At 71.1% G+C, this 20,220-nt stretch carries 20 protein-coding genes and 2 tRNA genes; 11 read left to right on the top strand and 11 right to left on the bottom strand.

Annotated elements, in window-relative coordinates:
* Positions 1-43: 43 nt before the first annotated feature.
* The 3 genes from ACZ56E_RS00935 to ACZ56E_RS00925 all read right to left on the bottom strand — a co-directional run bounded on the left by ACZ56E_RS00935 (position 44) and on the right by ACZ56E_RS00925 (position 2,046).
* Complete coding sequence (locus ACZ56E_RS00935) at positions 44-448, bottom strand: STAS domain-containing protein (protein WP_471209400.1); 405 nt, start codon at positions 446-448, stop codon at positions 44-46.
* Positions 445-1,326, bottom strand: coding sequence for an STAS domain-containing protein (locus ACZ56E_RS00930; RefSeq protein WP_468603698.1), 882 nt, complete (start codon positions 1,324-1,326; stop codon positions 445-447). The genes ACZ56E_RS00935 and ACZ56E_RS00930 overlap by 4 nt, the downstream gene beginning before the upstream one ends.
* A 219-nt stretch (positions 1,327-1,545) precedes the next feature.
* Positions 1,546-2,046, bottom strand: coding sequence for a MarR family winged helix-turn-helix transcriptional regulator (locus tag ACZ56E_RS00925; protein ID WP_471209397.1), 501 nt, complete (start codon positions 2,044-2,046; stop codon positions 1,546-1,548).
* Positions 2,047-2,168: 122 nt separating this feature from the next.
* Here ACZ56E_RS00925 and ACZ56E_RS00920 point away from each other — a divergent pair, with 122 nt between their 5' ends.
* The 4 genes from ACZ56E_RS00920 to ACZ56E_RS00905 all read left to right on the top strand — a co-directional run bounded on the left by ACZ56E_RS00920 (position 2,169) and on the right by ACZ56E_RS00905 (position 4,698).
* Complete coding sequence (locus ACZ56E_RS00920) at positions 2,169-3,335, top strand: PP2C family protein-serine/threonine phosphatase (protein ID WP_471209394.1); 1,167 nt, start codon at positions 2,169-2,171, stop codon at positions 3,333-3,335.
* 109 nt (positions 3,336-3,444) lie between these two features.
* Complete coding sequence (locus tag ACZ56E_RS00915; RefSeq protein WP_468603692.1) at positions 3,445-3,858, top strand: ATP-binding protein; 414 nt, start codon at positions 3,445-3,447, stop codon at positions 3,856-3,858.
* 47 nt (positions 3,859-3,905) lie between these two features.
* Positions 3,906-4,367, top strand: a complete 462-nt coding sequence (locus ACZ56E_RS00910; protein WP_471209391.1) for a GNAT family N-acetyltransferase — start codon at positions 3,906-3,908, stop codon at positions 4,365-4,367.
* Positions 4,368-4,389: 22 nt separating this feature from the next.
* Positions 4,390-4,698 carry a YciI family protein gene (locus ACZ56E_RS00905; protein WP_471209388.1) on the top strand — a complete coding sequence of 103 codons (309 nt, stop codon included), beginning with the start codon at positions 4,390-4,392 and terminating at the stop codon, positions 4,696-4,698.
* A gap of 29 nt (positions 4,699-4,727) precedes the next feature.
* Here the strand turns inward: ACZ56E_RS00905 and ACZ56E_RS00900 are convergent, their stop codons facing one another.
* Positions 4,728-5,828 carry a WD40/YVTN/BNR-like repeat-containing protein gene (locus ACZ56E_RS00900; protein WP_471209386.1) on the bottom strand — a complete coding sequence of 367 codons (1,101 nt, stop codon included), beginning with the start codon at positions 5,826-5,828 and terminating at the stop codon, positions 4,728-4,730.
* Between the two features lie 222 nt (positions 5,829-6,050).
* On the opposite strand from ACZ56E_RS00900, the gene ssgD reads away from it, so the two are divergent.
* From ssgD to ACZ56E_RS00875, 5 genes are all read left to right on the top strand, one after another.
* A complete protein-coding gene (ssgD, locus tag ACZ56E_RS00895; protein ID WP_468603684.1) occupies positions 6,051-6,467 on the top strand; it encodes a spore wall synthesis regulator SsgD in 417 nt (138 codons plus the stop codon).
* A 307-nt stretch (positions 6,468-6,774) separates the two neighbouring features.
* Complete coding sequence (locus ACZ56E_RS00890) at positions 6,775-8,418, top strand: ABC-F family ATP-binding cassette domain-containing protein (protein ID WP_471209382.1); 1,644 nt, start codon at positions 6,775-6,777, stop codon at positions 8,416-8,418.
* A gap of 10 nt (positions 8,419-8,428) precedes the next feature.
* Positions 8,429-10,726: an ATP-binding cassette domain-containing protein gene (locus ACZ56E_RS00885; protein ID WP_471209379.1), complete on the top strand. Its 2,298-nt coding sequence runs from the start codon at positions 8,429-8,431 to the stop codon at positions 10,724-10,726.
* A 38-nt stretch (positions 10,727-10,764) separates the two neighbouring features.
* The gene (ddaH, locus tag ACZ56E_RS00880; protein WP_471209376.1) at positions 10,765-11,541 is read left to right on the top strand and encodes a dimethylargininase; all 777 of its coding nucleotides are present in this window, start codon (positions 10,765-10,767) and stop codon (positions 11,539-11,541) included.
* A gap of 170 nt (positions 11,542-11,711) precedes the next feature.
* Positions 11,712-12,683: an acyl-ACP desaturase gene (locus ACZ56E_RS00875; protein WP_468603676.1), complete on the top strand. Its 972-nt coding sequence runs from the start codon at positions 11,712-11,714 to the stop codon at positions 12,681-12,683.
* 25 nt (positions 12,684-12,708) lie between these two features.
* On the opposite strand, the gene ACZ56E_RS00870 is transcribed toward ACZ56E_RS00875, so the two are convergent.
* The 6 genes from ACZ56E_RS00870 to ACZ56E_RS00845 form a co-directional block, all read right to left on the bottom strand.
* Positions 12,709-12,784 (bottom strand) — tRNA-Trp (locus tag ACZ56E_RS00870).
* Between the two features lie 72 nt (positions 12,785-12,856).
* Positions 12,857-14,020 carry a leucine-rich repeat domain-containing protein gene (locus ACZ56E_RS00865; protein WP_471209373.1) on the bottom strand — a complete coding sequence of 388 codons (1,164 nt, stop codon included), beginning with the start codon at positions 14,018-14,020 and terminating at the stop codon, positions 12,857-12,859.
* 13 nt (positions 14,021-14,033) lie between these two features.
* On the bottom strand, positions 14,034-15,374 hold the full coding sequence (locus ACZ56E_RS00860) for an SDR family oxidoreductase (RefSeq protein WP_471209370.1): 1,341 nt from the start codon (positions 15,372-15,374) through the stop codon (positions 14,034-14,036).
* Between the two features lie 29 nt (positions 15,375-15,403).
* Positions 15,404-15,475: transfer RNA gene (locus tag ACZ56E_RS00855), tRNA-Ala, on the bottom strand.
* 90 nt (positions 15,476-15,565) lie between these two features.
* Entirely contained in the window at positions 15,566-15,895 is a 330-nt protein-coding gene (locus ACZ56E_RS00850; RefSeq protein ID WP_471209367.1) for a branched-chain amino acid transporter permease, read from the bottom strand.
* On the bottom strand, positions 15,888-16,571 hold the full coding sequence (locus tag ACZ56E_RS00845; RefSeq protein WP_471211458.1) for an AzlC family ABC transporter permease: 684 nt from the start codon (positions 16,569-16,571) through the stop codon (positions 15,888-15,890). The genes ACZ56E_RS00850 and ACZ56E_RS00845 overlap by 8 nt, the downstream gene beginning before the upstream one ends.
* A gap of 128 nt (positions 16,572-16,699) precedes the next feature.
* Between ACZ56E_RS00845 and ACZ56E_RS00840 the strand changes: the two genes are divergently transcribed.
* Both ACZ56E_RS00840 and ACZ56E_RS00835 read left to right on the top strand, forming a co-directional pair.
* Complete coding sequence (locus tag ACZ56E_RS00840) at positions 16,700-17,158, top strand: Lrp/AsnC family transcriptional regulator (RefSeq protein ID WP_468603666.1); 459 nt, start codon at positions 16,700-16,702, stop codon at positions 17,156-17,158.
* Positions 17,159-17,259: 101 nt separating this feature from the next.
* The gene (locus tag ACZ56E_RS00835) at positions 17,260-19,731 is read left to right on the top strand and encodes a prenyltransferase/squalene oxidase repeat-containing protein (protein WP_471209363.1); all 2,472 of its coding nucleotides are present in this window, start codon (positions 17,260-17,262) and stop codon (positions 19,729-19,731) included.
* Positions 19,732-19,747: 16 nt separating this feature from the next.
* Here ACZ56E_RS00835 and ACZ56E_RS00830 read toward each other — a convergent pair whose 3' ends face one another.
* Complete coding sequence (locus tag ACZ56E_RS00830; protein WP_468603662.1) at positions 19,748-19,996, bottom strand: WhiB family transcriptional regulator; 249 nt, start codon at positions 19,994-19,996, stop codon at positions 19,748-19,750.
* Positions 19,997-20,220 lie beyond the last annotated feature (224 nt).

Below are 20,220 nucleotides of genomic sequence, written 5' to 3'. Positions count from 1 at the left end.
GTCGGCACGGGTCTGGGCGGGGACGGTGCGCGTTTCTTCGAGGTCACCGTAGAGGGACACCACGGCTCCCCTTGAGTGATGGGGCAGGCTGCCAGCCCAGTGCGATCATCCCCTGCTCCGCGTTGAGGGTGGTCTCCACCCCGGACAGCTCCAGCCCCAGTTCCACCAGGGTGATCGCGACCGCGGGCCGCATGCCGGCCACTATCACCCGGGCGCCCAGCAGTCGCGCCGTGGTCGTCAGCTCCATCAGCGTACGGGCCACGAACGAGTCGATGATCTCCAGCCGGGAGATGTCGATGAGGATCGCGCGCGCACGGTCGGCGACGATGCGCTGCGTCAGCTCCTCGGTGAAGGCGATCGCCGCTCTGTCGTCGAGTTCGTTGAGCAGACCGGTGACGAGCACGTCACCGAGCCGCAGGATCGGTACGCCGCTCAAGTCGCCGCTCACCGCGCATCCGCGAACGAGGCCCGCTGCTCCGGCTGGTCGGTGAGCAGCGGGATGGCGGCGGCGAGGGCGTCGGCCAGCGTCGCACGGGTCAGGATGGCGGACAGGTCGATGCCGAGCTGCGCGATGATCTGGGCGATCGGCGGGCGGATGCCGCTGATCACACAGTCGGCGCCCATCAGCCGCACCGCGTTGACGGTCTGCATGAGGTGGTGCGCGACCGCGGTGTCCACCGTGGGGACACCGGTGATGTCGATGATGGCGACCTGTGCCTCGTCCCGCTCGATGGCCTCCAGGAGGTTCTCCATCACGACCTGGGTGCGGGTCGTGTCGAGCGTCCCGATCAGCGGGACGGCGAGGACCCGGTCCCAGATGCGCACCACGGGCGTGGACACTTCCAGGAGCTGGCGGCTCTGTCGCCGGATGATCTCCTCGCGGCCCTCGACGAAGGTCTCGAAGGAGATGGCGCCGGCGTTGTCGAGCAGGCGGTTGATGAACAGGGCGGCTTGATAGAGGGCGGTGACGTCCCGCGTGTCCTGCTGCACCGCTTCCAGCAGCGCTTCCTTCAGCGCCAGCACGGCCATGTAGATGGACGTGGGGTTCGCGCCTCCTCTGGCGCGGCGCAGCGAGAGGTCCGTGATGGCCTGCCGCAGACTGCGGTGCGAGACCACGACTTCCTGCACGGGACAGTCCGTCTCCAGGCCGGCGAGCAGCGTCTCGACCAAGGAGTCGGCTTCCTCGTTCAGCTCGTCCTCGGTGATGCCTGTCTCCAGGACCGCCTGTTCCGACTGAAGCTGCACCCAGCGATCGGCCACCTTCTCCCCCTGCTCACGCAGGGCGGCAATGACGCGCAACCGGGCCTCGGGCTCACTGGTGTTCATTCCATCCACCTTAGCAATTGTTGTCGCACGGCAAATGTTAACCGAGGTCGACGATCTTCGTCAGGCAGAGGCTACGACGCGTCAACTACGCGCACCAGCAGCACCGTTGTCACCGTGATGGGGCCACGACCGTCTGCGAGTACCTGGATACGCCGGAAGTAAACCCACGCATTCAGGGGAACGGCCACCGGCGGGTCGGCGCCGCGGCCCCCGCAGCGGTCAGGCGGACTCCACCGCGCGGTCGTCCGCCGTGCCGGGCCTGGGCGCCGCGCACTCCACCGACCTGTGGAACCCGCTCAATCCCTCGACCAGGGCGGAGCGCTCCGCGGGCCGCATCTCCGAGATGGCTTCGAGCAGCGCACTCTCCCGGCGGGCCCGCAGTTCGTTGAGGTAATTTTCTCCCCGGCTCGACAAGCGAAGTTCGAGCTCGCGGCGACTGGCTGAACTGAGGGACCGCTCGATGAAGCCCAGGGCATGGAGGCGGTCACACATTCGACTCACCGAGGACGGTGCCGACCCCAGGTACTCGCCGAGGGTGCGGAGGTTGATTCCCTGCGCACCGTCCAAGGCGTAGAGCACACGCAGCTGCGACGACGACACGGGTGCCGTCGTGGTGATGTCCCTGCCCCTGCTCCACAGCACCTCGAGCAGTTCGATGACTTCCCGGGCAGCATGCGCGGCCGCATCCTGGCTGCCCCCCGCGGAAGTTTCGGAATCCATGCCCTCAACTGTGACACTTCGCAATGATCCTGTCAGTCGCTGAGACATGGCAGGCCGACAGCTCCTTCGCAAGCTCTTCCCGTATCAGGAACGTCCGAACAGGAACAGGTGGTACCCGAAAAGTGGACAGACACACGGCCGTGGAACGTGCGCTGCGCAGATCCGCACCGCACGCTCTCATCGAAGCAGTGCGGGACGCGCTCGCCGTTCACTACGCAGCCGACTCCGTTGAACTGCTCATGGCCGACTACGCGATGACCATACTCCAACCGGTCAACGCCCTCCCGGAGACCACCACCCCCGTGCCGGTGCACACCGGTGCGCTCGGCCGCGCGTTCGGCTCGCAGGAACCCCGTGTCGAGACGGGCGCCGACGGCGACCTGACCACCGCCCACCTCCCCGTCACCGTGCGCGGCGACCGCATCGGTGTCCTCAGCGTGCGGCTGCCCGCCGAGGCCTGCGATCCCGCCACCGTGCGCGAGCTCGCCGAGGTGGCCGAGGCCCTGGCCCACGAGATCGTCGTGGCGGGGCGCGACACCGACCTCTACCTCCAGGCCCGGCGGGCCGACCGGCTCACCCTCGCCGCCGAGATGCAGTGGCAGTTGCTGCCCGGCTGCTCCAGCTCCCGTGCCGAGTACGACATCGGGGCCCAGCTCGAACCGGCGTACGCCATCCATGGCGACAACTTCGACTGGTCCGCATCGGCCGACCAGCTCACCCTCACCGTCACCAACGGAATGGGCGAAGGCATCCAGGCCGCCCTGCTCACCAATCTCGCGGTCAACGCGCTGCGCAACGCCCGGCGCGCGGGGCTGTCCCTCGCCGACCAGGCCTGCCTGGCCGACCAGGCCGTCTACGGCCACTTCCAGGGCGCGGTCCACCTCTCCGTGCTGCTCCTGCGCTTCGATCTCACCACGGGGGACGTGGAGATCATCGACGCGGGCTCGCCGAAGATGTGGCGGATGCGCGACGGCAAGCCCGAGCCCATCGAACTGGACGCACAGCTTCCGCTCGGTATGGCCGAGGACACCCCTTACAGCACGGAGCACTTCCAGGTCCGGCCGGGCGACCGGCTCCTGTTCGTCAGCGACGGCGTCTACAACACCGCGTCGCCGACGGGCGAGCGCTACAGCGAGCGCGCGCTCACCCGCGCGATGACCAACACCCGCCTCCTGCCGCCCTCACAGGTCCCGCGCGCGGTGCTCAAGGAGCTCTCCGGGTACCGGGGCCCCATCGACACCGACGACGACGCGATGATCGTCTGCCTCGACTGGCGAGGGCGCGACTGAGCGCGCCGCGCACCGGAGAACAAGGGCGTTGAAGCCGCCACTTTTCGGGCAAGAGTTCCTTTCGTACGGCCACGACTCGGGATGGCCGACCCGATGAAGGAGGAGGCTCATGCGGACACAGCACATACCGCTCGACACCGGACCGCCGGCAACCGCCACCTTCGACAAGAGGCCCGCAGCGGTCTCGGACGCGAGGGACCTCACCCGCGGCTACCTCGCGGGGCTCACTCCTGCCGTGGACGACGAGAACGCCGCGAGCATCGAACTCGTCGTCTCCGAGCTCATCACCAATGTGGTGCGCCACGCCCGCGGCACGCTGTGCTCACTGCGGCTGCACGCGCGGCCCGGTGTCATCGCGATCGCGGTCTCCGACGCCGACCCCCGGCCGCCGCGTGAGCGGGCCCCCGACTTCGAGGGCGGCACCGGCGGCTTCGGCTGGCCCATGGTCCAGCAGCTGGCCAGAGCCGTCGGCGTGACCCGCGACCGGAACGGCAAGACGGTCCGGGCGGAGCTGGCGCGGTAACACCCCTCGGCGCCCGGCCGCGCGCCCCGCGCGGTGATACTGCGGTCATGGACTGGGTGCTGCGTGCCGCGCGGACGGCGGACGTCGAGATCATCGCCGAGCTGCGGGCCACGGTGCTGCGAGCGGACCTGGAGCGGCTCGGACGCTTCGATCCGCACCGGGCGCGGCAGCGGCTGCGGGACTCGTTCTCGGCCGCGCACACGTCGGTGATCGAGACGGCGGGCGCCTTCGCGGGCTGCGTCACGCTGCGGCCCGCCGCCGACGGGCGATGGCTCGAGCACTTCTACCTGGCGCCGCGGTGCCAGGGCAGAGGCATCGGCTCGGCCGTCCTCGCCCATCTCCTGGAGCTGACCGACGCCGAGGGCACGACGGTCCGCCTCGACGTGCTGCAGGGCAGCGCCGCGCGGCGGCTGTACGAGCGGCACGGGTTCACCGTCGAGGACGAGGACCCGATTGACGTGTTCATGGTGCGGCATCCAGGGGGGCGGCGGGCCTCGGCCGGCGCTTGAGGTGCCCGGTAGCCTCCCGATCATGTTCATTCTCGAATTGACCTACACCGCGCCGGTCGCCGCCGTCGACGAGCAGCTGGCCGCCCATGTCGACTGGCTCGACCAGCAGTACGAGGCCGGGGTCTTCATCGCCTCCGGCCGCAAGAACCCGCGCGACGGCGGCGTGATCATCGCCGTCGCCGACGACCGCGCGCGGATCGAGGAGATCGTCGCGCAGGACCCGTTCACGACGGCCGGGGTGTGCGAGTACCGGATCACCGAGTTCTACGCGACGAAGACGGCCCCGGCGCTCGCCCCGTACCGCGAGCAGCTCCCCGCCCAGGTGGCCTAGGGGGCCTAGGGGGCTGCTCTCGCACGTCCCTAGCGCCCCAGCAGGCGGGCGATGCGGCCCTTCTCCCCCGCGGCCCAGCAGCCCCGGTCCCGTGCGCAGTCGACGGTGTCGTACGAGCCCGTGTCGACCGTCCGCCAGCTCCGGCCGCCGTCCGTCGTGACGTCGGTGCCCGTCGGGCCGACGGCGAGGGCCGTGGAGCGGCTGTGCGGGAACCAGGTCACGCCCGAGCGGTAGGCGGGCGGCGGGCGGTCCGCGGGGGCCCAGTGGCGGCCGCCGTCCCGGGTGACCGCGGCCGCCTTCGGCGAGGCCTGGCCCGCGCGGTAGTCGCCGCCGACCGCTATGCCGTGCGTGCGGTCGCGGAAGGCGAGGCCGAAGACGCCGCGGGCCGGGTCGCCCGCGGGGATCGGCGCGTCGGTGGCCGTCCAGGTCCGCCCGCGGTCGCCGGAGTGCAGGACACGCGCGCGCGCCGCTCCCCCGGTGGCCAGCCACACGTCACGCGGCCCGGAGCTCACCAGACACTGGCCGCTCGCCGCGAACCCCGCCTCGCCCTCCTGGGCCGCGGGCATCCCCTTGGTCGGCAGGACCCGCCAGGAGCGGCCGCCGTCGACGGTGGACAGGATGCGGAACTTACCGTCGACGGGGTCACTCATCGCCAGTCCGTGGCGGCGGTCGAAGAAGGTCATGCAGTCGTAGAAGGCTCTGGCGTCGGTGTTGCGGAAGGACTCCGTCCAGGTGGCGCCGCCGTCCTCGGTGCGCAGCACCCGGGACGCCTCGCCCTCGCCGATGGCGAGCACCACCGCGCGGCGGCCGTCGAAGGCCTCGATGTCACGGAACTCCAGATCGGCGGCGCCGGGCGGGGAGACTTCACGCCAGCTCTCGCCGCCGTCGGATGTACGCAGCACGGTTCCCCCGGTGCCGGCCGCCCAGGCCGTGTCGCGGCTGACGGCGGCGAGGCCGCGGAAGCGGGCGTCGGTGCCGCTGTCCGTGAGCTGCCAGCGCGGATCCCGCTCCGTGCGGTGCGTGCGCGTGTCCGCTCCGGCGGCGCCGGGCGCCGCGAGGACGCTTCCGGCGAGTGCCGCCCCGCACAGTCCCGCGAGTACCGTCCGCCTCATCGACTTCGACTTCCCCATGCCCCTCATGGCGGGCGAAGCTAGCCGACGCGCCGGGGCTCGTCCAGATGGCCGGAAGGCCGCCCCCAGGAGGTGATCGCCGGGAACCGCGGGCGCCGCCACGGTGTCGCGGTGACAGAGGTCACTCGGTCTCGCGCACTCTTCGTGTGCACGGATCTCGTCATTCCGTCGTCTAGTCAAGTGCCGACCCCAGTCGTCCAGCAGTCAGTGAGGGAGCAGGCGTTGTCCACCGTCATCGAGCAAGCCGTAGAGGCCCGCCTCGTCGCCGCCGCGCCGCGGATGCCGAGCATTCCCGCGACACTCCACTACGACCGGCGAGACCCCTTCGCCGTCCGGATGAGCTTCCCCGCCCCCGCGACCCTCGAGGGCGTCGAGGTGTACTGGACCTTCGCCCGCGAGCTGCTCGTCCAGGGCGTCGAGCGCGCGGTCGGCGACGGTGACGTGCGGGTGCGGCCGTACGGCTTCGACCGCACCGTCGTGGAGTTCCACGCCCCCGAGGGCACCGCGATCGTCCACATCCGCACCGGGGAGCTCCGCGGCTTCCTGAACCGCACGACGGCTCTGGTGCCGGTCGGCCAGGAGTACCGCCACGTCGATCTGGACCAGGACCTGGCCGAGCTGATGCGGGACGCTCTCTGAGGCGTCCCGCCGAGGGCCCCTGACAAAGCCGTTAAGCCGTTAAAGCCGTTGACACGCTCCACGGAGCGCCCTACGGTGTACAGCGGTTCTGTTGCCGTCGATAGGAGTAGGACGTTGCTCGTCTGAGGTCATGAGACACCGCGTCACGCAGCCTTCGCTGCCGTGCACGCCGTGTGCGACCTCGGCATCACGAGCCGTCCCGTCCCCCCGGCACAGGCCTTTTCTCTTTCCCGGCCTCATCTTCGCCGCGGTGTCTCGAACGCGTTGCCCCTGACCGCGCTTCACACCACGCAACCGCGAGGCCCGTATGTCTACTTCCCCCACCTCCATCACCTGTACGTCGCTGTCCTTCGCCTGGGCCGACGGAACCGACGTCTTCGACGACCTCCAGGTGACCTTCGGACCCGGCAGAACCGGACTCATCGGCGTCAACGGCTCGGGGAAATCAACCCTGTTGAAGCTGATCGCCGGTGAACTGACGCCCACCGACGGCGCCGTGCGCGTCGCGGGTGAGGTCGGCTATCTGCCGCAGAACGTCACCCTCGACACCGGCCTGCGCGTCGACGAGGTGCTCGGCATCGCCGCGACCCGCGCCGCGCTGCACGCCATCGAGGCCGGTGACGTGCGCGAGGAGCACTTCACCACGGTCGGCGACGACTGGGACGTCGAGGAGCGCGCCGTCGCCACCCTGGCCGAGCTCGGACTGGGCCACATCGGCCTGGACCGCACCACGGGCGAGGTGTCGGGCGGCGAGTCGGTGCTGCTGCGCCTGGCTGCCCTGCTCCTGCGCCGCCCCGACGTGCTGCTCCTCGACGAACCCACCAACAACCTCGATCTGTACGCCCGTCGGCGCCTGTACGCGGCCGTCGAGGCGTGGTCCGGCGTCCTGGTCGTGGTCAGCCACGACCGTGAACTCCTCGACCTCGTCGACCAGATCGCCGATCTGCGGGACGGGGAGGTCAGTTGGTACGGGGGCAACTTCACCGCGTACGAGGAGGCGCTTGCCGTGGAGCAGGAGGCGGCGGAGCGCATGGTGCGCGTCGCCGAGACCGATCTGCGCAAGCAGAAGCGCGATCTGGCGGACGCCCAGGTCAAGTTGGCCCGCCGCAAGCGGTACGGCCAGAAGATCCAGGACAGCAGGAGCCAGCCGAAGATCCTGATGGGCGCGCGCAAGCGGGCCGCGCAGGAGTCGGCGGGCAAGCACCGCATCCTGCACGAGGAGAAGCTCGCCGAGGCCAAGGAGCGCCTGGACGACGCCGTCGACGCGGTGCGCGAGGACGACGAGATCCGCGTCGACCTGCCGCACACCCTGGTGCACCCCGGGCGCACCGTGCTCACCCTCAGCGGTCTCGAACTGCGCTACGGAGCGCGTGTGCAGGGCGAGTTCGAGCTGCGCGGGCCCGAGCGGATCGCGCTGATCGGGCGCAACGGCGCCGGCAAGACCACGCTCCTGCGCACCATCGCCGGAGAGCTCGACGCGGTCTCCGGCGAGGCGCTGACGCACGTACCGACGCGGTTCCTGCCGCAGCGCCTCGACGTGCTCGACGGCGACCTGACCGTCGCCGAAAACGTGGCGGCGTACGCTCCCGACGCGACCAACAACCGCGTCAGGGCGCGGCTCGCCCGGTTCCTCTTCAAGGGGGCCAAGGCCGACCAGCGGGCGGCGACCCTGTCGGGCGGCGAGCGGTTCCGTGCGGCGCTCGCGGCGCTGCTGCTCGCGGAGCCCGCGCCGCAGTTGCTCATGCTCGACGAGCCGACGAACAACCTCGACATGGCGAGCGTGAAGCAGCTCTCGACGGCCCTGGAGTCGTACGAGGGCGCGCTGATCGTCGCCAGTCACGACCTGCCGTTCCTGGAGTCCATCGGCATCACGCGGTGGCTGCTCCTGGACGGAGAACTCAAGGAGATCACCCAGGAAAAGAAGACAGAAGCTGTCGGGTATTACTCGTAGCTTCGGACGCATGCACCAGGAAACGCACATCGTCATCGACGGAGCCCGTGAGAACAACCTCAAGGAAGTGAGCCTGCGCATCCCGAAGGGCCGGCTCACGGTCTTCACCGGGGTGTCCGGGTCCGGGAAGTCGTCGGTCGTCTTCGACACGATCGCGGTGGAGTCCCAGCGCCAGCTGAACGAGACCTTCACCTGGTTCGTCCGCAACCGGCTGCCGAAGTACGAGCGGCCGCACGCGGACGCCATCGAGGAGCTCTCCCCCGCGATCGTCGTCGACCAGAAGCCGATCGGCGGCCACTCCCGCTCCACCGTGGGCACGATGACGGACATCTACTCCGTGATCCGGGTGCTGTTCTCCCGGCACGGCACACCGAGCGCGGGCCCGGCCACGGCGTACTCGTTCAACGACCCGGCGGGCATGTGCCCCGCGTGCGACGGGCTCGGCCGCACCGTGCGGCCCGACTACGACCGCATCCTGGACCCCGCCAGGTCCCTGGCGGACGGCGCGGTCCTCTTCCCGCCGTTCGCCGCGGGGACCTGGCAGGGCCAGACGTACACCAACACCACCGACCTGGACACGCACAAGCCTGTGGGCGAGTTCACCGACGCCGAGCGGCGGTTCCTGCTGCGCGGCGGCGAGGGAAGGAAGAAGGTCAGCGTCGACAACACGGGCGGCGCGCGGGACATCGACTTCGAGGGGCTCGCCGACCGTTTCGAGCGGCTGTACCTCAACCGCGACTTGTCCGCGCTCGCCCAGAAGACCCGCGACATGGTGCAGGGCTTCCTCATCGAAGGTGCCTGCCCGGCCTGCCGCGGGGCCCGGCTCAACCCGGCGGCGCTCGCCACCCGCATCAACGGTCTGGGCATCGCCGACTGCACCCGCATGGAAGTCACCGACCTCATCCGGGAGTTGGTGCGGATCGACGACGCGGTGGCGGGGCCGATCGCCCGCGCCGCCGTGGCGGCCCTGGAGCGCATCGAGGCGATCGGCCTCGGCTATCTCAGCCTGGACCGGGAGACGTCCACGCTCTCCGGCGGCGAGGGGCAGCGCCTGAAGATGGTGCGCCACCTCGGCTCCAGCCTCACCGGCATGACGTACATCTTCGACGAGCCGAGCGTCGGGCTGCACCCGCGCGACGTGGGGCGCCTCAACGACCTCCTCCGCCGGCTGCGCGACAAGGGCAACACCGTCCTGGTCGTCGAGCACGACCCGGACGTGATCGCGGTCGCCGACCACGTCGTCGACATGGGCCCGGCGGCCGGCACCGGCGGTGGCCTGGTCGTCTTCGAGGGCACGCCGGACGAGCTGCGCGGGGCCGACACCCTCACCGGCCGCCACCTGCGGCGCGTCACCGGCATCAAGGAGCACCCGCGCGAGGCCGTCGGCGGCCACTGGGTCAAGGGCGCGGATCTGCACAACCTCAAGGACGTGAGCGTGCGGGTGCCGACCGGGGTGCTCACGGCGGTCACCGGTGTCGCCGGTTCCGGCAAGAGCACGCTGGTGTCGAAGGCGTTCGTCGAGGCGCATCCGGACGCGGTGGTCGTGGACCAGTCGTCCATCGGCATCTCGGGCCGCTCGACCCCGGCGACGTACCTCGGGATCATGGACACGGTACGCAAGCTGTTCGCACGCGGGACCGGCGCGAAGGCGAGCCTGTTCAGCTTCAACTCCCATGGCGCGTGCGAGCGTTGCCAGGGACGCGGGATCATCTACAGCGACCTGGCGTTCATGGACCCGGTGACCACGACGTGCGAGGCGTGCGAGGGGCGGCGCTTCAAGGACGAGGTGCTGCGGCTGACCGTGGACGGGCGGTCCGTCGCGGATGTACTGGACATGACGGCCGATCAGGCGCTGGAGTTCTTCGAGCGCTTCGACGACACGTCGGTACGCCGCCGCCTGCGGGCGCTGCGGGACGTGGGCCTCACCTATCTCACACTCGGGCAGCCGCTGAGCACGCTCTCGGGCGGCGAGCGCCAACGCATCAAGCTGGCCACGCAGTTGCACCGCACCGGCACCACGTACGTCCTGGACGAGCCGACCACCGGTCTGCACATGGCGGATGTCGACGGGCTGCTCGCCATGCTCGACCGGCTGGTCGACGCGGGCAACACCGTCCTCGTCGTCGAGCACAACCTCGATGTCGTCAAGCACGCGGACTGGGTGATCGACCTGGGTCCCGACGGCGGCAAGCACGGCGGGCGGATCGTCTTCGAGGGGACGCCCGCGGAGCTGCTTCGGGCCGAGGGTTCGTACACGGCGGAGCATCTGCGACGCGCTCTGGGCGAGGGCGGGCCGCGCGCTGCATGATGTGCGGCACTGTGCCGCCCGCGTGAGGAGAGCATGCCGTGTCCAGCAAGAAGGCCCTGATCCGCCGCCCGGGACCGCTCCTCGCCGACGGTCTGGTCACCCACCTGGAGCGCACACCGGTCGACCCGCGGCGCGCGGCGCGGCAGTGGGAGGCCTACGCGGCGGCGCTGGCCGCACACGGGTGGGAGACCTTCGAGGTGGAACCGGCCGACGACTGCCCGGACGCGGTGTTCGTGGAGGACGCGGTGGTGGTCTTCCGCAACGTGGCCCTCATCGCGCGGTCGGGCGCCGAGTCCCGGCGGGGCGAGACACCGGGCGTCGAGGAGGCGGTCGGCAGGCTCGGCTGCTCGGTGAACCGGGTGTGGGAGCCAGCCACGCTCGACGGCGGTGACGTCCTCAAGATCGACGACACGATCTACGTGGGCCGGGGCGGGCGGACCAACGCGGACGGGGTGCGGCAGCTGCGGGCCGTCTTCGAACCGCTCGGGGCGCGGGTCGTCGCCGTCCCCGTGACCAAGGTCCTGCATCTGAAGTCCGCGGTGACGGCACTGCCCGACGGAACGGTGATCGGGTACGAGCCGCTGGTCGACACCGCCGCGCTCTTCCCGCGCTTCCTGCCCGTGCCGGAGGAGGCGGGCGCTCACGTGGTGCTCCTCGGCGGCTCGAAGCTGCTCATGTCGGCGAGTGCGCCGAAGAGCGCGGAGCTCTTCGCCGATCTCGGGTTTGAGCCGGTTCTTGTGGATATCCGGGAATTCGAGAAGCTCGAAGGCTGTGTGACGTGCCTCTCAGTTCGCCTGCGCGATCTGTACGCCTGACCAGTGCTGGGGCCCTTGTTACGGCAGGGGCGGGTGTGGCCCGGGCTCACGGCCTCTTTACGGCGGGCTTAACCTACGGCAACGTAACCTACGAGACCGTAGGTAGTGCACCGCTCGCACCGCCTGCCCGCACTGCTTGTAAGTAGCCCCCGTCCCCCTCTGGAGCCCCCGTGACGATCACCTCTCCCCACCTCGGCAGCACGGACAGCTGGACCGATGCCCGTCTGCTCCACGCGCTGGAGGAAGTGGTCGAGCAGGAACTGAACCGCCACCTCAAGGTGGCCAAGGACTGGATGCCCCACGAGTACGTCCCGTTCTCCGACGCCCGGAACTTCCCCGGCTTCTTCGAAGACGGCGAGGCGTGGGAGAAGGGCCAGTCCCCGGTCACCGACATCGGGCGCATCGCCCTCGTGGTCAACCTGCTCACCGAGGACAACCTCCCCAGCTACCACCACGAGATCGCCTCCCTCTTCGGCCGCGACGGCGCCTGGGGCACCTGGGTGCACCGCTGGACGGCGGAGGAGGGCCGCCACGGCATCGTGATGCGCGACTACCTCCTCGCCTCGCGCGCCGTCGACCCGGACCAGCTGGAGCAGTTCCGGATGGTGCACATGAGTGAGGGCTTCGAGTCGGACAACCGCCACTCGATGCTGCACTCCGTCGCGTACGTCGCGTTCCAGGAGCTGGCCACCCGCATCTCGCACCGGAACACCGGCCACCAGTCGGGCGACCCGGTCTGCGACCGCATGCTGGCGCGCATCGCCACCGACGAGAACCTCCACATGGTCTTCTACCGGAACCTCCTGAAGGCCGCCTTCGAGCTCGCCCCCGACCTCACCATGCAGGCCGTGCGCGACGTGGTGGTCAACTTCCGGATGCCCGGTCACGGCATGCCCGGCTTCGAGCGCGCCGCCGCCCAGATGGCCATCGGCGAGGTCTACAACCTGCGCATCCACCACGACGACGTGATCCAGCCCGTGCTGCGCTTCCTGAAGGTCCTGGAGATCGACGGCCTCGGCCCCGAGGGGCTGCAGGCGCAGGAGGAGCTCGGCCTCTACATGAACGGCCTCGACGCCGAGGCGTCGAAGTTCGACGAGAGGCTGGCGGCGCGCAAGGCGCGGATGGCGGCGCGGGGCGCCTGACCCGCCCGGCCGAATGGCCCGAGGGGGCGGGGCGGCCGGATTCGAACCAGCGTGTTCCGGTTTTGGAGACCGGCGCGACTGCCTCTGCGCTACGACCCCGCCCTTGCGGCAGATCGTACGCCCCGCCCGCTCCGGCCACCGCTCCCACCTCGGGCCACTGCCCCTGCCCCGGGTCAGCGGTGGACGCTGCGGACCGCCGCGACGTCCGGCGCGACCCCGGGCGCCGGAATGTCCGCGCTCAACGCCGCGAGACGGCGCTTGACGCTCGCCGCGATGCCCCGGCCGAGCACGAACCGCGTGGGTGTGCGGGCGAGTTCGGCGGTGTCGAGGAGCCGGTGGGCCTCTCGGCTGCGCAGGCCGGTGTGGGTGAGCACCAGGTGGGCCAGGCGGTGCTCGCCCGCCGCGAGCGAGGCCGCGACGGCCTCGGACGCCTCGTCGTCCAGGTGGTTGTCGGCCGCGCCGAGCACCCCGGCGGCCCGCACCCGGCCCAGGTCGAGCAGCTCCACCCCTGCGGACACCGACGCGGCGACCAGCCGGGCCGCCGCACGCGGCCCGATGCCGTTGCTGGCGACAGACAGCCGGTCGAGCCCGCCGTACGGTGCGCGCTCCAGGGCGGCGGCGAGCAGCAGCGCGCCCTCGTCGCCCAACCGCGCCGCCGACACATACAGCTCCCGTACCGCGCCGTGGGCGATCAGCTCCGCCAGCGGTACCGCGCCGTCCCGCCCCAGCGGATTGCCGCCCAGGAAGATCCGCTCGACGTGCCGCCCGGTGTCGGCGGCCGCGAGGAGCGCGTCGACGAGGACGGTGAGTCCGGCCGCGTCGAGGCCGGTCTGGACGAGATCCAGGGTGCGCAACGCCCGTACGGATGCGACCAGTTCGGCCGCCGCACGACCGCCCGGCGCGCCCAGCGGATTGCGCTTGAGCCAGACGCCGGTCACGACCTGCGGCGAGGCGCGCAGTTGGTCGGCGATACGGCAGGCGCCGCCCGCGGTGATGCCGTTGCAGCCGAGGTAAAGGGTCTCGATGCCGCTCGCACCGGCGCTGCCCGTCACCTCCGCGGCTCCCGCGTCGCCGAGGCCGTCCGTGCCGAGCAGCAGGTGGCGTACGGGCGAGGCACCCCCGGTGTCGCGCATCGCTTCGGCGACGAGGGCCGCGCCCCGTGCGCCGATCGCCTGCTTGCACAGGTCGAGCCGTCCGTCGGGCAGTGCCGTACCCGCCGTGAAGTCGAGGCGTTCGCCCGCCGGGCGCCCTGACCGCAACCAGTCGAGCAGGGGCGCCAGTTCGGCCACCGGCCGGGGCGCGACGCGCGGCACTCCGGCGGACAGGTCCTCGGTCACGACCGCACCTCGGTCACCACTGCGCCTCGCGGTAGTCCTTGAGGAACACGCCCGACACGGGTGCGCCCGCCTCGCCGCGCACGATCGGGTCGTAGATCCGGGCGGCGCCGTCCACGACGTCGAGCGGTGTGCGGAAGCCCGCGCCCGCGATGCGGTCCTTCTTCGGCGCGGGGTTCTCGTCGGTGATCCAGCCGGTGTCGACGGCACACATGTGCACGCCCTGCTCGGCGAGTTCGGCGGCGCTGGTGCGGGTGAGCATGTTGAGGGCGGCCTTCGCCATGTTCGTGTGGGGGTGCCCGGCCGTCTTGTTGCGCACGGCGAAGCGGCCCTCGACCGCTGTCACGTTCACGATGTACGTGCGTGGGTGCGGCGACGCGAGCAGCAGGGGCAGCAGCCGGTCGCAGAGCAGGGCCGGGGCGAGCGCGTTGACCAGCTGGGTCTCCAGGACCTCGGCGGGGTCGAGGTCGCCGAGCCGGGCGGACCAGGAGTTCTCCGGGGCGGGGTCGGGGAGCAGCCCGGCCTCGTCGGCGTCGCGCAGGACGAGCGCGAGGGCGCCCTGTCCGGCGGCGCCCGGCACCGCGCGCACCGGCTGGAATCCCGGCGCGCTCCGGGCGAGTGCGGGCAGTTCGGCCGTCTCGCCGGCCGCGAGAGCCGCGTAGGACTCGGGGGGCCGCCGGACCGTCTGCGCGGCGTTGTTGACGAGGATGTCGAGGGGATCGCCCGTCTGCCGCAGCTCCTCGCACAGGCCGAGCACTTGGCGTGGGTCGCGCAGGTCGACGGCGAGGACGGTGAGGCGGTCGAGCCAGGCCGCGCTGCCCGGCGCCGCGCGGAAACGCCGAACGGTGTCGTGCGGGAAGCGGCTGGTGACGAGGAGTTCGGCGCCGTCCCTCAGCATCATCAGGGCCAGCTGGAAGCCGATCTTCACCCGGCCGCCCGTGAGCAGGACCCGGCGCCCGCGAAGATCCGTGGTGAGCCGGCGCCGGGCGCGGTTGTCGGCCGCGCAGTCCGGACAGAGCCGGTGGTAGAAGGAGTCGACCTGTCGATATGACGTCTTGCAGACGTAGCAGGGGCGTGGGCGCCGGAAGACACCGCCGGTGCCGGCGGCGGACAGGGGCGCGTCCTCGCGGCGGTCGTCCGCGCCGGTCGCGGTGGCGGCCATGGCGGCCGCGTCGGCGGCGGACAGCTCGGCGCCGCGCGCCTTGCGTCTGCGCAGCCGTCCGTCGCGGGCGAAGGAGGCGGCGACCTGCTCGGCGCGCAGTCGCGCCGGGTCGTCGACGGGCAGCTCCCGGAGTCTGCCGACCAGGTCGTGGAAGGCCGCGAGGTCCGCCTCGCCGACCCCGCCGCTCTCACCCATGTGTTCCCGCCCCGCGTGTTCCGTGCCCGTGGTCCCGGCCGGATTCGAACCGGCGTACCCGCCATGCCATGGCGGTGAGTCTGCCTCTGCTCTACAGGACCTCCCGCCGCACGCCCGGCGTGCGGCCCCCGGATCTTAACCAGGGGCGCGCGCCGGTGTCGCCCCGGTTTTCCCGGGCGGCGCTCACCGCCTCAGGGGGCGAAGACGGTACTGGCCAGGACCACATGGACAGCGGTGCCGCCGAGAATGCTCAACAGCGCGTTGCGGCGCCAGAGATGAAGGCCCACGGTGACGGCGACGGCCACGACCGGAGCCAGGGCGGACGCGCCCGCGAGGGGGAGGTCGCGCAGGCAGTAGAGGACGAGGACCACCATGACGCCCGCGGGCATGCGGGCGGCGAGGTACTGGACGGTGCCGCTCTCGCGCAGCGGGACGAGGGCGGCGAAGGGCAGGGCGCGCAGGGCCCAGGTGACGGCGGCGGTGACGAGGACCGCGGCGATGGCGTACCTGGCGTCAGGCATGGCGCGGCATCCTCCGGGTGGTCAGGTGACGGGCCAGCAGCCCCGCGGTGAACAGGGCGAAGGCGGCCAGGAGCAGCTCGCCGGGGAAGACGAGGCGGGCGAACAGGGCGCTGAGCACGGCGAGTACGGGCGTGGGCAGATCACCGCGCAGGTCCCGTACGGCATCGACGGCGAGCACGGTGAAGAGGGCGGTCAGCGCGAAGTCCAGGCCCCTGACGCTGTCGGGGATGAGCGAGCCGAGCAGCGCGCCGGCGATCGAGCCTGCCACCCAGTACAGATGCAGGAGGAGCTGTAGCCCGAGGATGCGCCGGCCCGGCCAGGAGCGGGCCTGCTCCCCCGAGGTCAGGGCGAACGCCTCGTCGCTGAGCGCGAAGGTGCCGTACGCCTTGCCGACCCGCCCCTGGACACGGTGCAGCGGGTAGGACAGCGCGTAGAACACGTGCCGGACGTTCACCATGAAGGCGGCCGCGGCGATCGAGGCCAGCGGGGCGACGGCGGCGACCATGCCGATGAGCAGGAATTCGAACGAGCCCGCGTAGACGAGCGCGGCGGACAGGCCCGCCCACCACCAGTCGAGCCCGGAATGGGTGACGAGAGCCCCGAAGGCGAGACCGAGCGGCAGAAACGCGAGCCCTACGGAGGCGGTGTCCCCGAGGGCGGTCCGCAGCCCTGACATGGGGCGCGGAGGGGGGACGGAGGCGGACACAGGGGTGTCGTCGGCGAGGGGTGGTGCTATTCGCATGCCGACATTTTATGAAGATCCACACCTAATTTGGTTGCGGATAGTGGCTCTATGATGGGCCTGTGAGCAATGAAATTCGCCTCGATGCCCTGGACCACGAAATTTTGTTTCACCTGCGCCAGGACGGCCGTCTCACCAACGTCGAGCTGGCCAAACGCGTGGGCCTGACCGCGCCCCCCTGTCTGCGCCGGGTCAAACGTCTGGAGGAGGCGGGCGTCATCGCCGGCTATCACGCCGTGATCGACACGGCGGCGCTCGGGCGCGGCCTCGAAGTCCTCATCGACGTGGAGGTCAGCGCCAACGACCGCGACACCTACCTCGAGTTCGAGGAGGTCGTGGCCTCCTACGAGGAGGTGATAGAGGTGCGGCGCATGTTCGGCCGCCCCGACTACTTCATCCGTGTCGCGGTCGCCGACCACGCCGCCTACGAGGCCTTCCTCACCGGCAAGCTCACCGGCCTCCGCTGTGTCCTGCGGGTCGACTCGCACCTGACGATGAAGACGGTCAAGCCGGGACCTTGACCCGAGGACACGGGGACTCGGGGGTCCTGCCCCGGGAACCCGGGTCACACGATTTACGAACGCCCCTCGCGGTGCAACGGTGGGCACCGGGGGTGGAACCCATGGCGCAGACCCATGAGTGGATGTTCTACGAGGTCATGTGGCGCAGCTGGGCGGCCAGGGGGCGGGTGCCCTGTCCCGTGCCGTGGTGGGCGCAGCAGGCCTTCCGGCACTGGAGCGACGACTTCGACTCCGGGACGTACGAATCGAAGGAGGCCGCCCTGGCCTCCAACGCCCTGTACCGCTACTGGCACATGGTGGGCGTGAAGGACCACCGTCAGGAGTCCCTGATCGGGCAGGCCGGTGAGATCGAGCCGGTCTACGACAAGTACTGCCTGTTCTTCTTCCTGTACGACCCGGCGACGGGCGCCCTGCACCTGCCGCAGCTGCCCGAGGGCGGCACGGTGGCGCAGCGCATGGAGGCCCCGCATCTGCCGGTGGTCCTCACGGACTTCCGCACGCCGGACGGGGTCGCGTTCGTGCAGCGCACCTTCGCGACGCCCGTGGGCCCGCGGCAGCGCGACCTCGTGGTCACGCGGGTGACGGTGGGCTCCGCGACCGGCCAGCCGCGCGAGGGCTGGCTGTGCGCGGCGGTCATGCCCGCGGGCCCGAGCGGCTTCCAGCGGCACGACCGCAACGGCCGGCAGATCACCGACCGGAGGCTGACGTTCCTGCGGCATCTGCCGTTGGAGAACCGGGTGGAGACGAACAGCGGCTGGGGTCCGGTGTTCGACACCGCACCCGAGCAGTACGGGGTGTACGGCAACCCCGACTTCAGCCACGACCCGGATTCGTATCTGACGCGCAGCCCGTTCCACGACCTGGTCACGGGCGGCAAGCTGAACGGCGCGGGGCAGGCGCAGGACCAGGTCGCGGGGTTGTGCAGCGCGGCGTTCGCCTGGCCGTTCCGGGTCATCGACGACGAGATGTTCGAGCTGGATGTGCGGCTGCCCGTCGATCTGTACAGCGGGCCCGACGACCTGGCCGAGATCAGGGCCACCCCGGCCGCCGAACTGGAGGAGGCCAACCGGACGTTCTGGACCTCGAAACTGATAGACCAGGGCCTGCAACCGCAACTGCCACGCCCTGTGGCGCACTTGACGGACCTCTTCCGCGAGTCGCGTGCGCAGCTGCTCGTCCTCTCCGACCACGGGGAGATCCATCCGGGCCCGACGGTCTACGACTCGTTCTGGATCCGGGACTCGTCCGTCGAGGCCACGGCCTGCTCTCTGGTGGGTGACGGCGCGCTCGCCGAGCACCAGCTGGGCACGCACTACCCGCTGAAGTTCAACCGCGGCACGGGCCGCATCGGGCCGTGCGCGGAGTACGGCTTCTACGGCGGTCCGCACGAGCGGGACGACCGCGAGTGGGACAGCAACGGCCAGGCGCTCTGGGCGATCGGCCGCCTCGACCGTACGAAGGGCCGCGCCGCCGCGTTCGGCGCGAAGCTCTACACGCCGTACGTCGTCGACGGCGCCCGCTGGCTGCGCGACAACCGCGACCAGTACGGGCTGCTGCACAGCGGCTGGAGCGCCGAGCACCTGGGCGAGCGCGACAAGCCGCACTACTGGGACGACCTGTGGGCGCTGGCCGGTCTGTACGAGGCGGCCCGGCTCGCGGAACGCATCGGCTCGCCCGACGTGCCCGAACTCTGGGCCGCCTTCGACGACGTGAAGCGCGCGACGGCGGCCTCGGTGCGCTGGGTCCTCGCGGAGCAGCGCAGGCGCGGGGCGTGGGAGACGTACATCCCGACGGGTCCCGGCGACGTCGGGCGGCTCGACTCGACGATGATCGGCACCGCGGCGTTCTTCCACCCGCTGCGGCTGCACATGGGCAGCAAGCTGGGCACGGACATCGACGCGGCGGCGCGCTTCACCCTCGACACGATGTACGCCCACTTCGTGTCGGGCGGCTACCGGCACGAGGCCGCGTGGAACGCCTACGGCCCGTATCTCACGACACAGTTGGCGCACGCGTACCTGCTGGCGGGCGACCCCGGGCGGATGGACGAGCTGCTCGGCTGGATCGTCGGGGCGGCCTTCCCGCGGACGGAGGAGCGGGCGGTGGCGCTCGGCGCGTGGAACGAGCAGCATGCCTTCACCGTCGCGTCGGACTTTCAGGAGGTGCCGTCCCGCCCCTGGTACATGGGCGACATCCCGCACGGCTGGGCCGCCGCCGAGTATCTGCTCCTGATCCGCGACATCCTGCTCTTCGAGGCGGACGAGGACCACGATCCGCATGTGTACATCGCGCCGGGCGTACGGCCCCACTGGGTGCCGGACGGCGACACGGTGGCCGTCGAGTCCGCTCCGACGCTGTTCGGCGAGCCCTTCGGGTACCGGCTCACGCACGACGCGGGCGGGCGGACGGTGACGGTGGAGGTCACCGAGGCCCCGGACGGCGTGCGGTACATCTACCCGTGCCGGTTCGGACAGGTGCGGTCGGTGTCGGCGGACGGCCGGGAGCTGCCCGTCTCCGACGACGACGTCCGGGTCCCCGCGGGGACCCGGCGATTCATCGTCGCGTACGCCTGACTGCCCGTGGGCCGGGTCAGGCGCGGGGTTCGCGTCTGAGGGCGTACCGCTCCTTCTCGGAGAGGCCGCCCCAGACGCCGAACCGCTCGTCGTTGGCCAGTGCGTACTCCAGGCAGGCCGTGCGCATCTCACACATCTGGCAGATGTCCTTCGCCTCACGCACCGAGCTCCCGGGCTCGGGGAAGAAGAAGTCGGCGCCGGTCTGGGCGCACAGGGCCTGCTCCTGCCAGGCGAGTTCCGGCTCGGCTGTCATCTCGATCTGCATGCCACAGATGCTGACCCACAAGGCGAAACAAGCAATCAACGAACGATCAACGCCCGGGCCTGGCAGGTGCCCGACCGTTGATGTCCCGCTGAGGACTGCCCATCGGCGGGGGTGGGGAAACCGTCGGGTTGGGGGAGGGAGGGGGTCCGTCGCGGGGGGGCGAGGGAGACGGACAGCTTGAGGCGGGGGGGTGAGGTGGGGGGCGGGGGTGCTGCCCGGCAGGG

It is taken from the genome of Streptomyces sp. NPDC039480 (assembly GCF_055597165.1).
The sequence above is the reverse complement of the archived record's forward strand: the minus strand, read 5'-3'. Positions and strand labels throughout refer to the sequence as shown.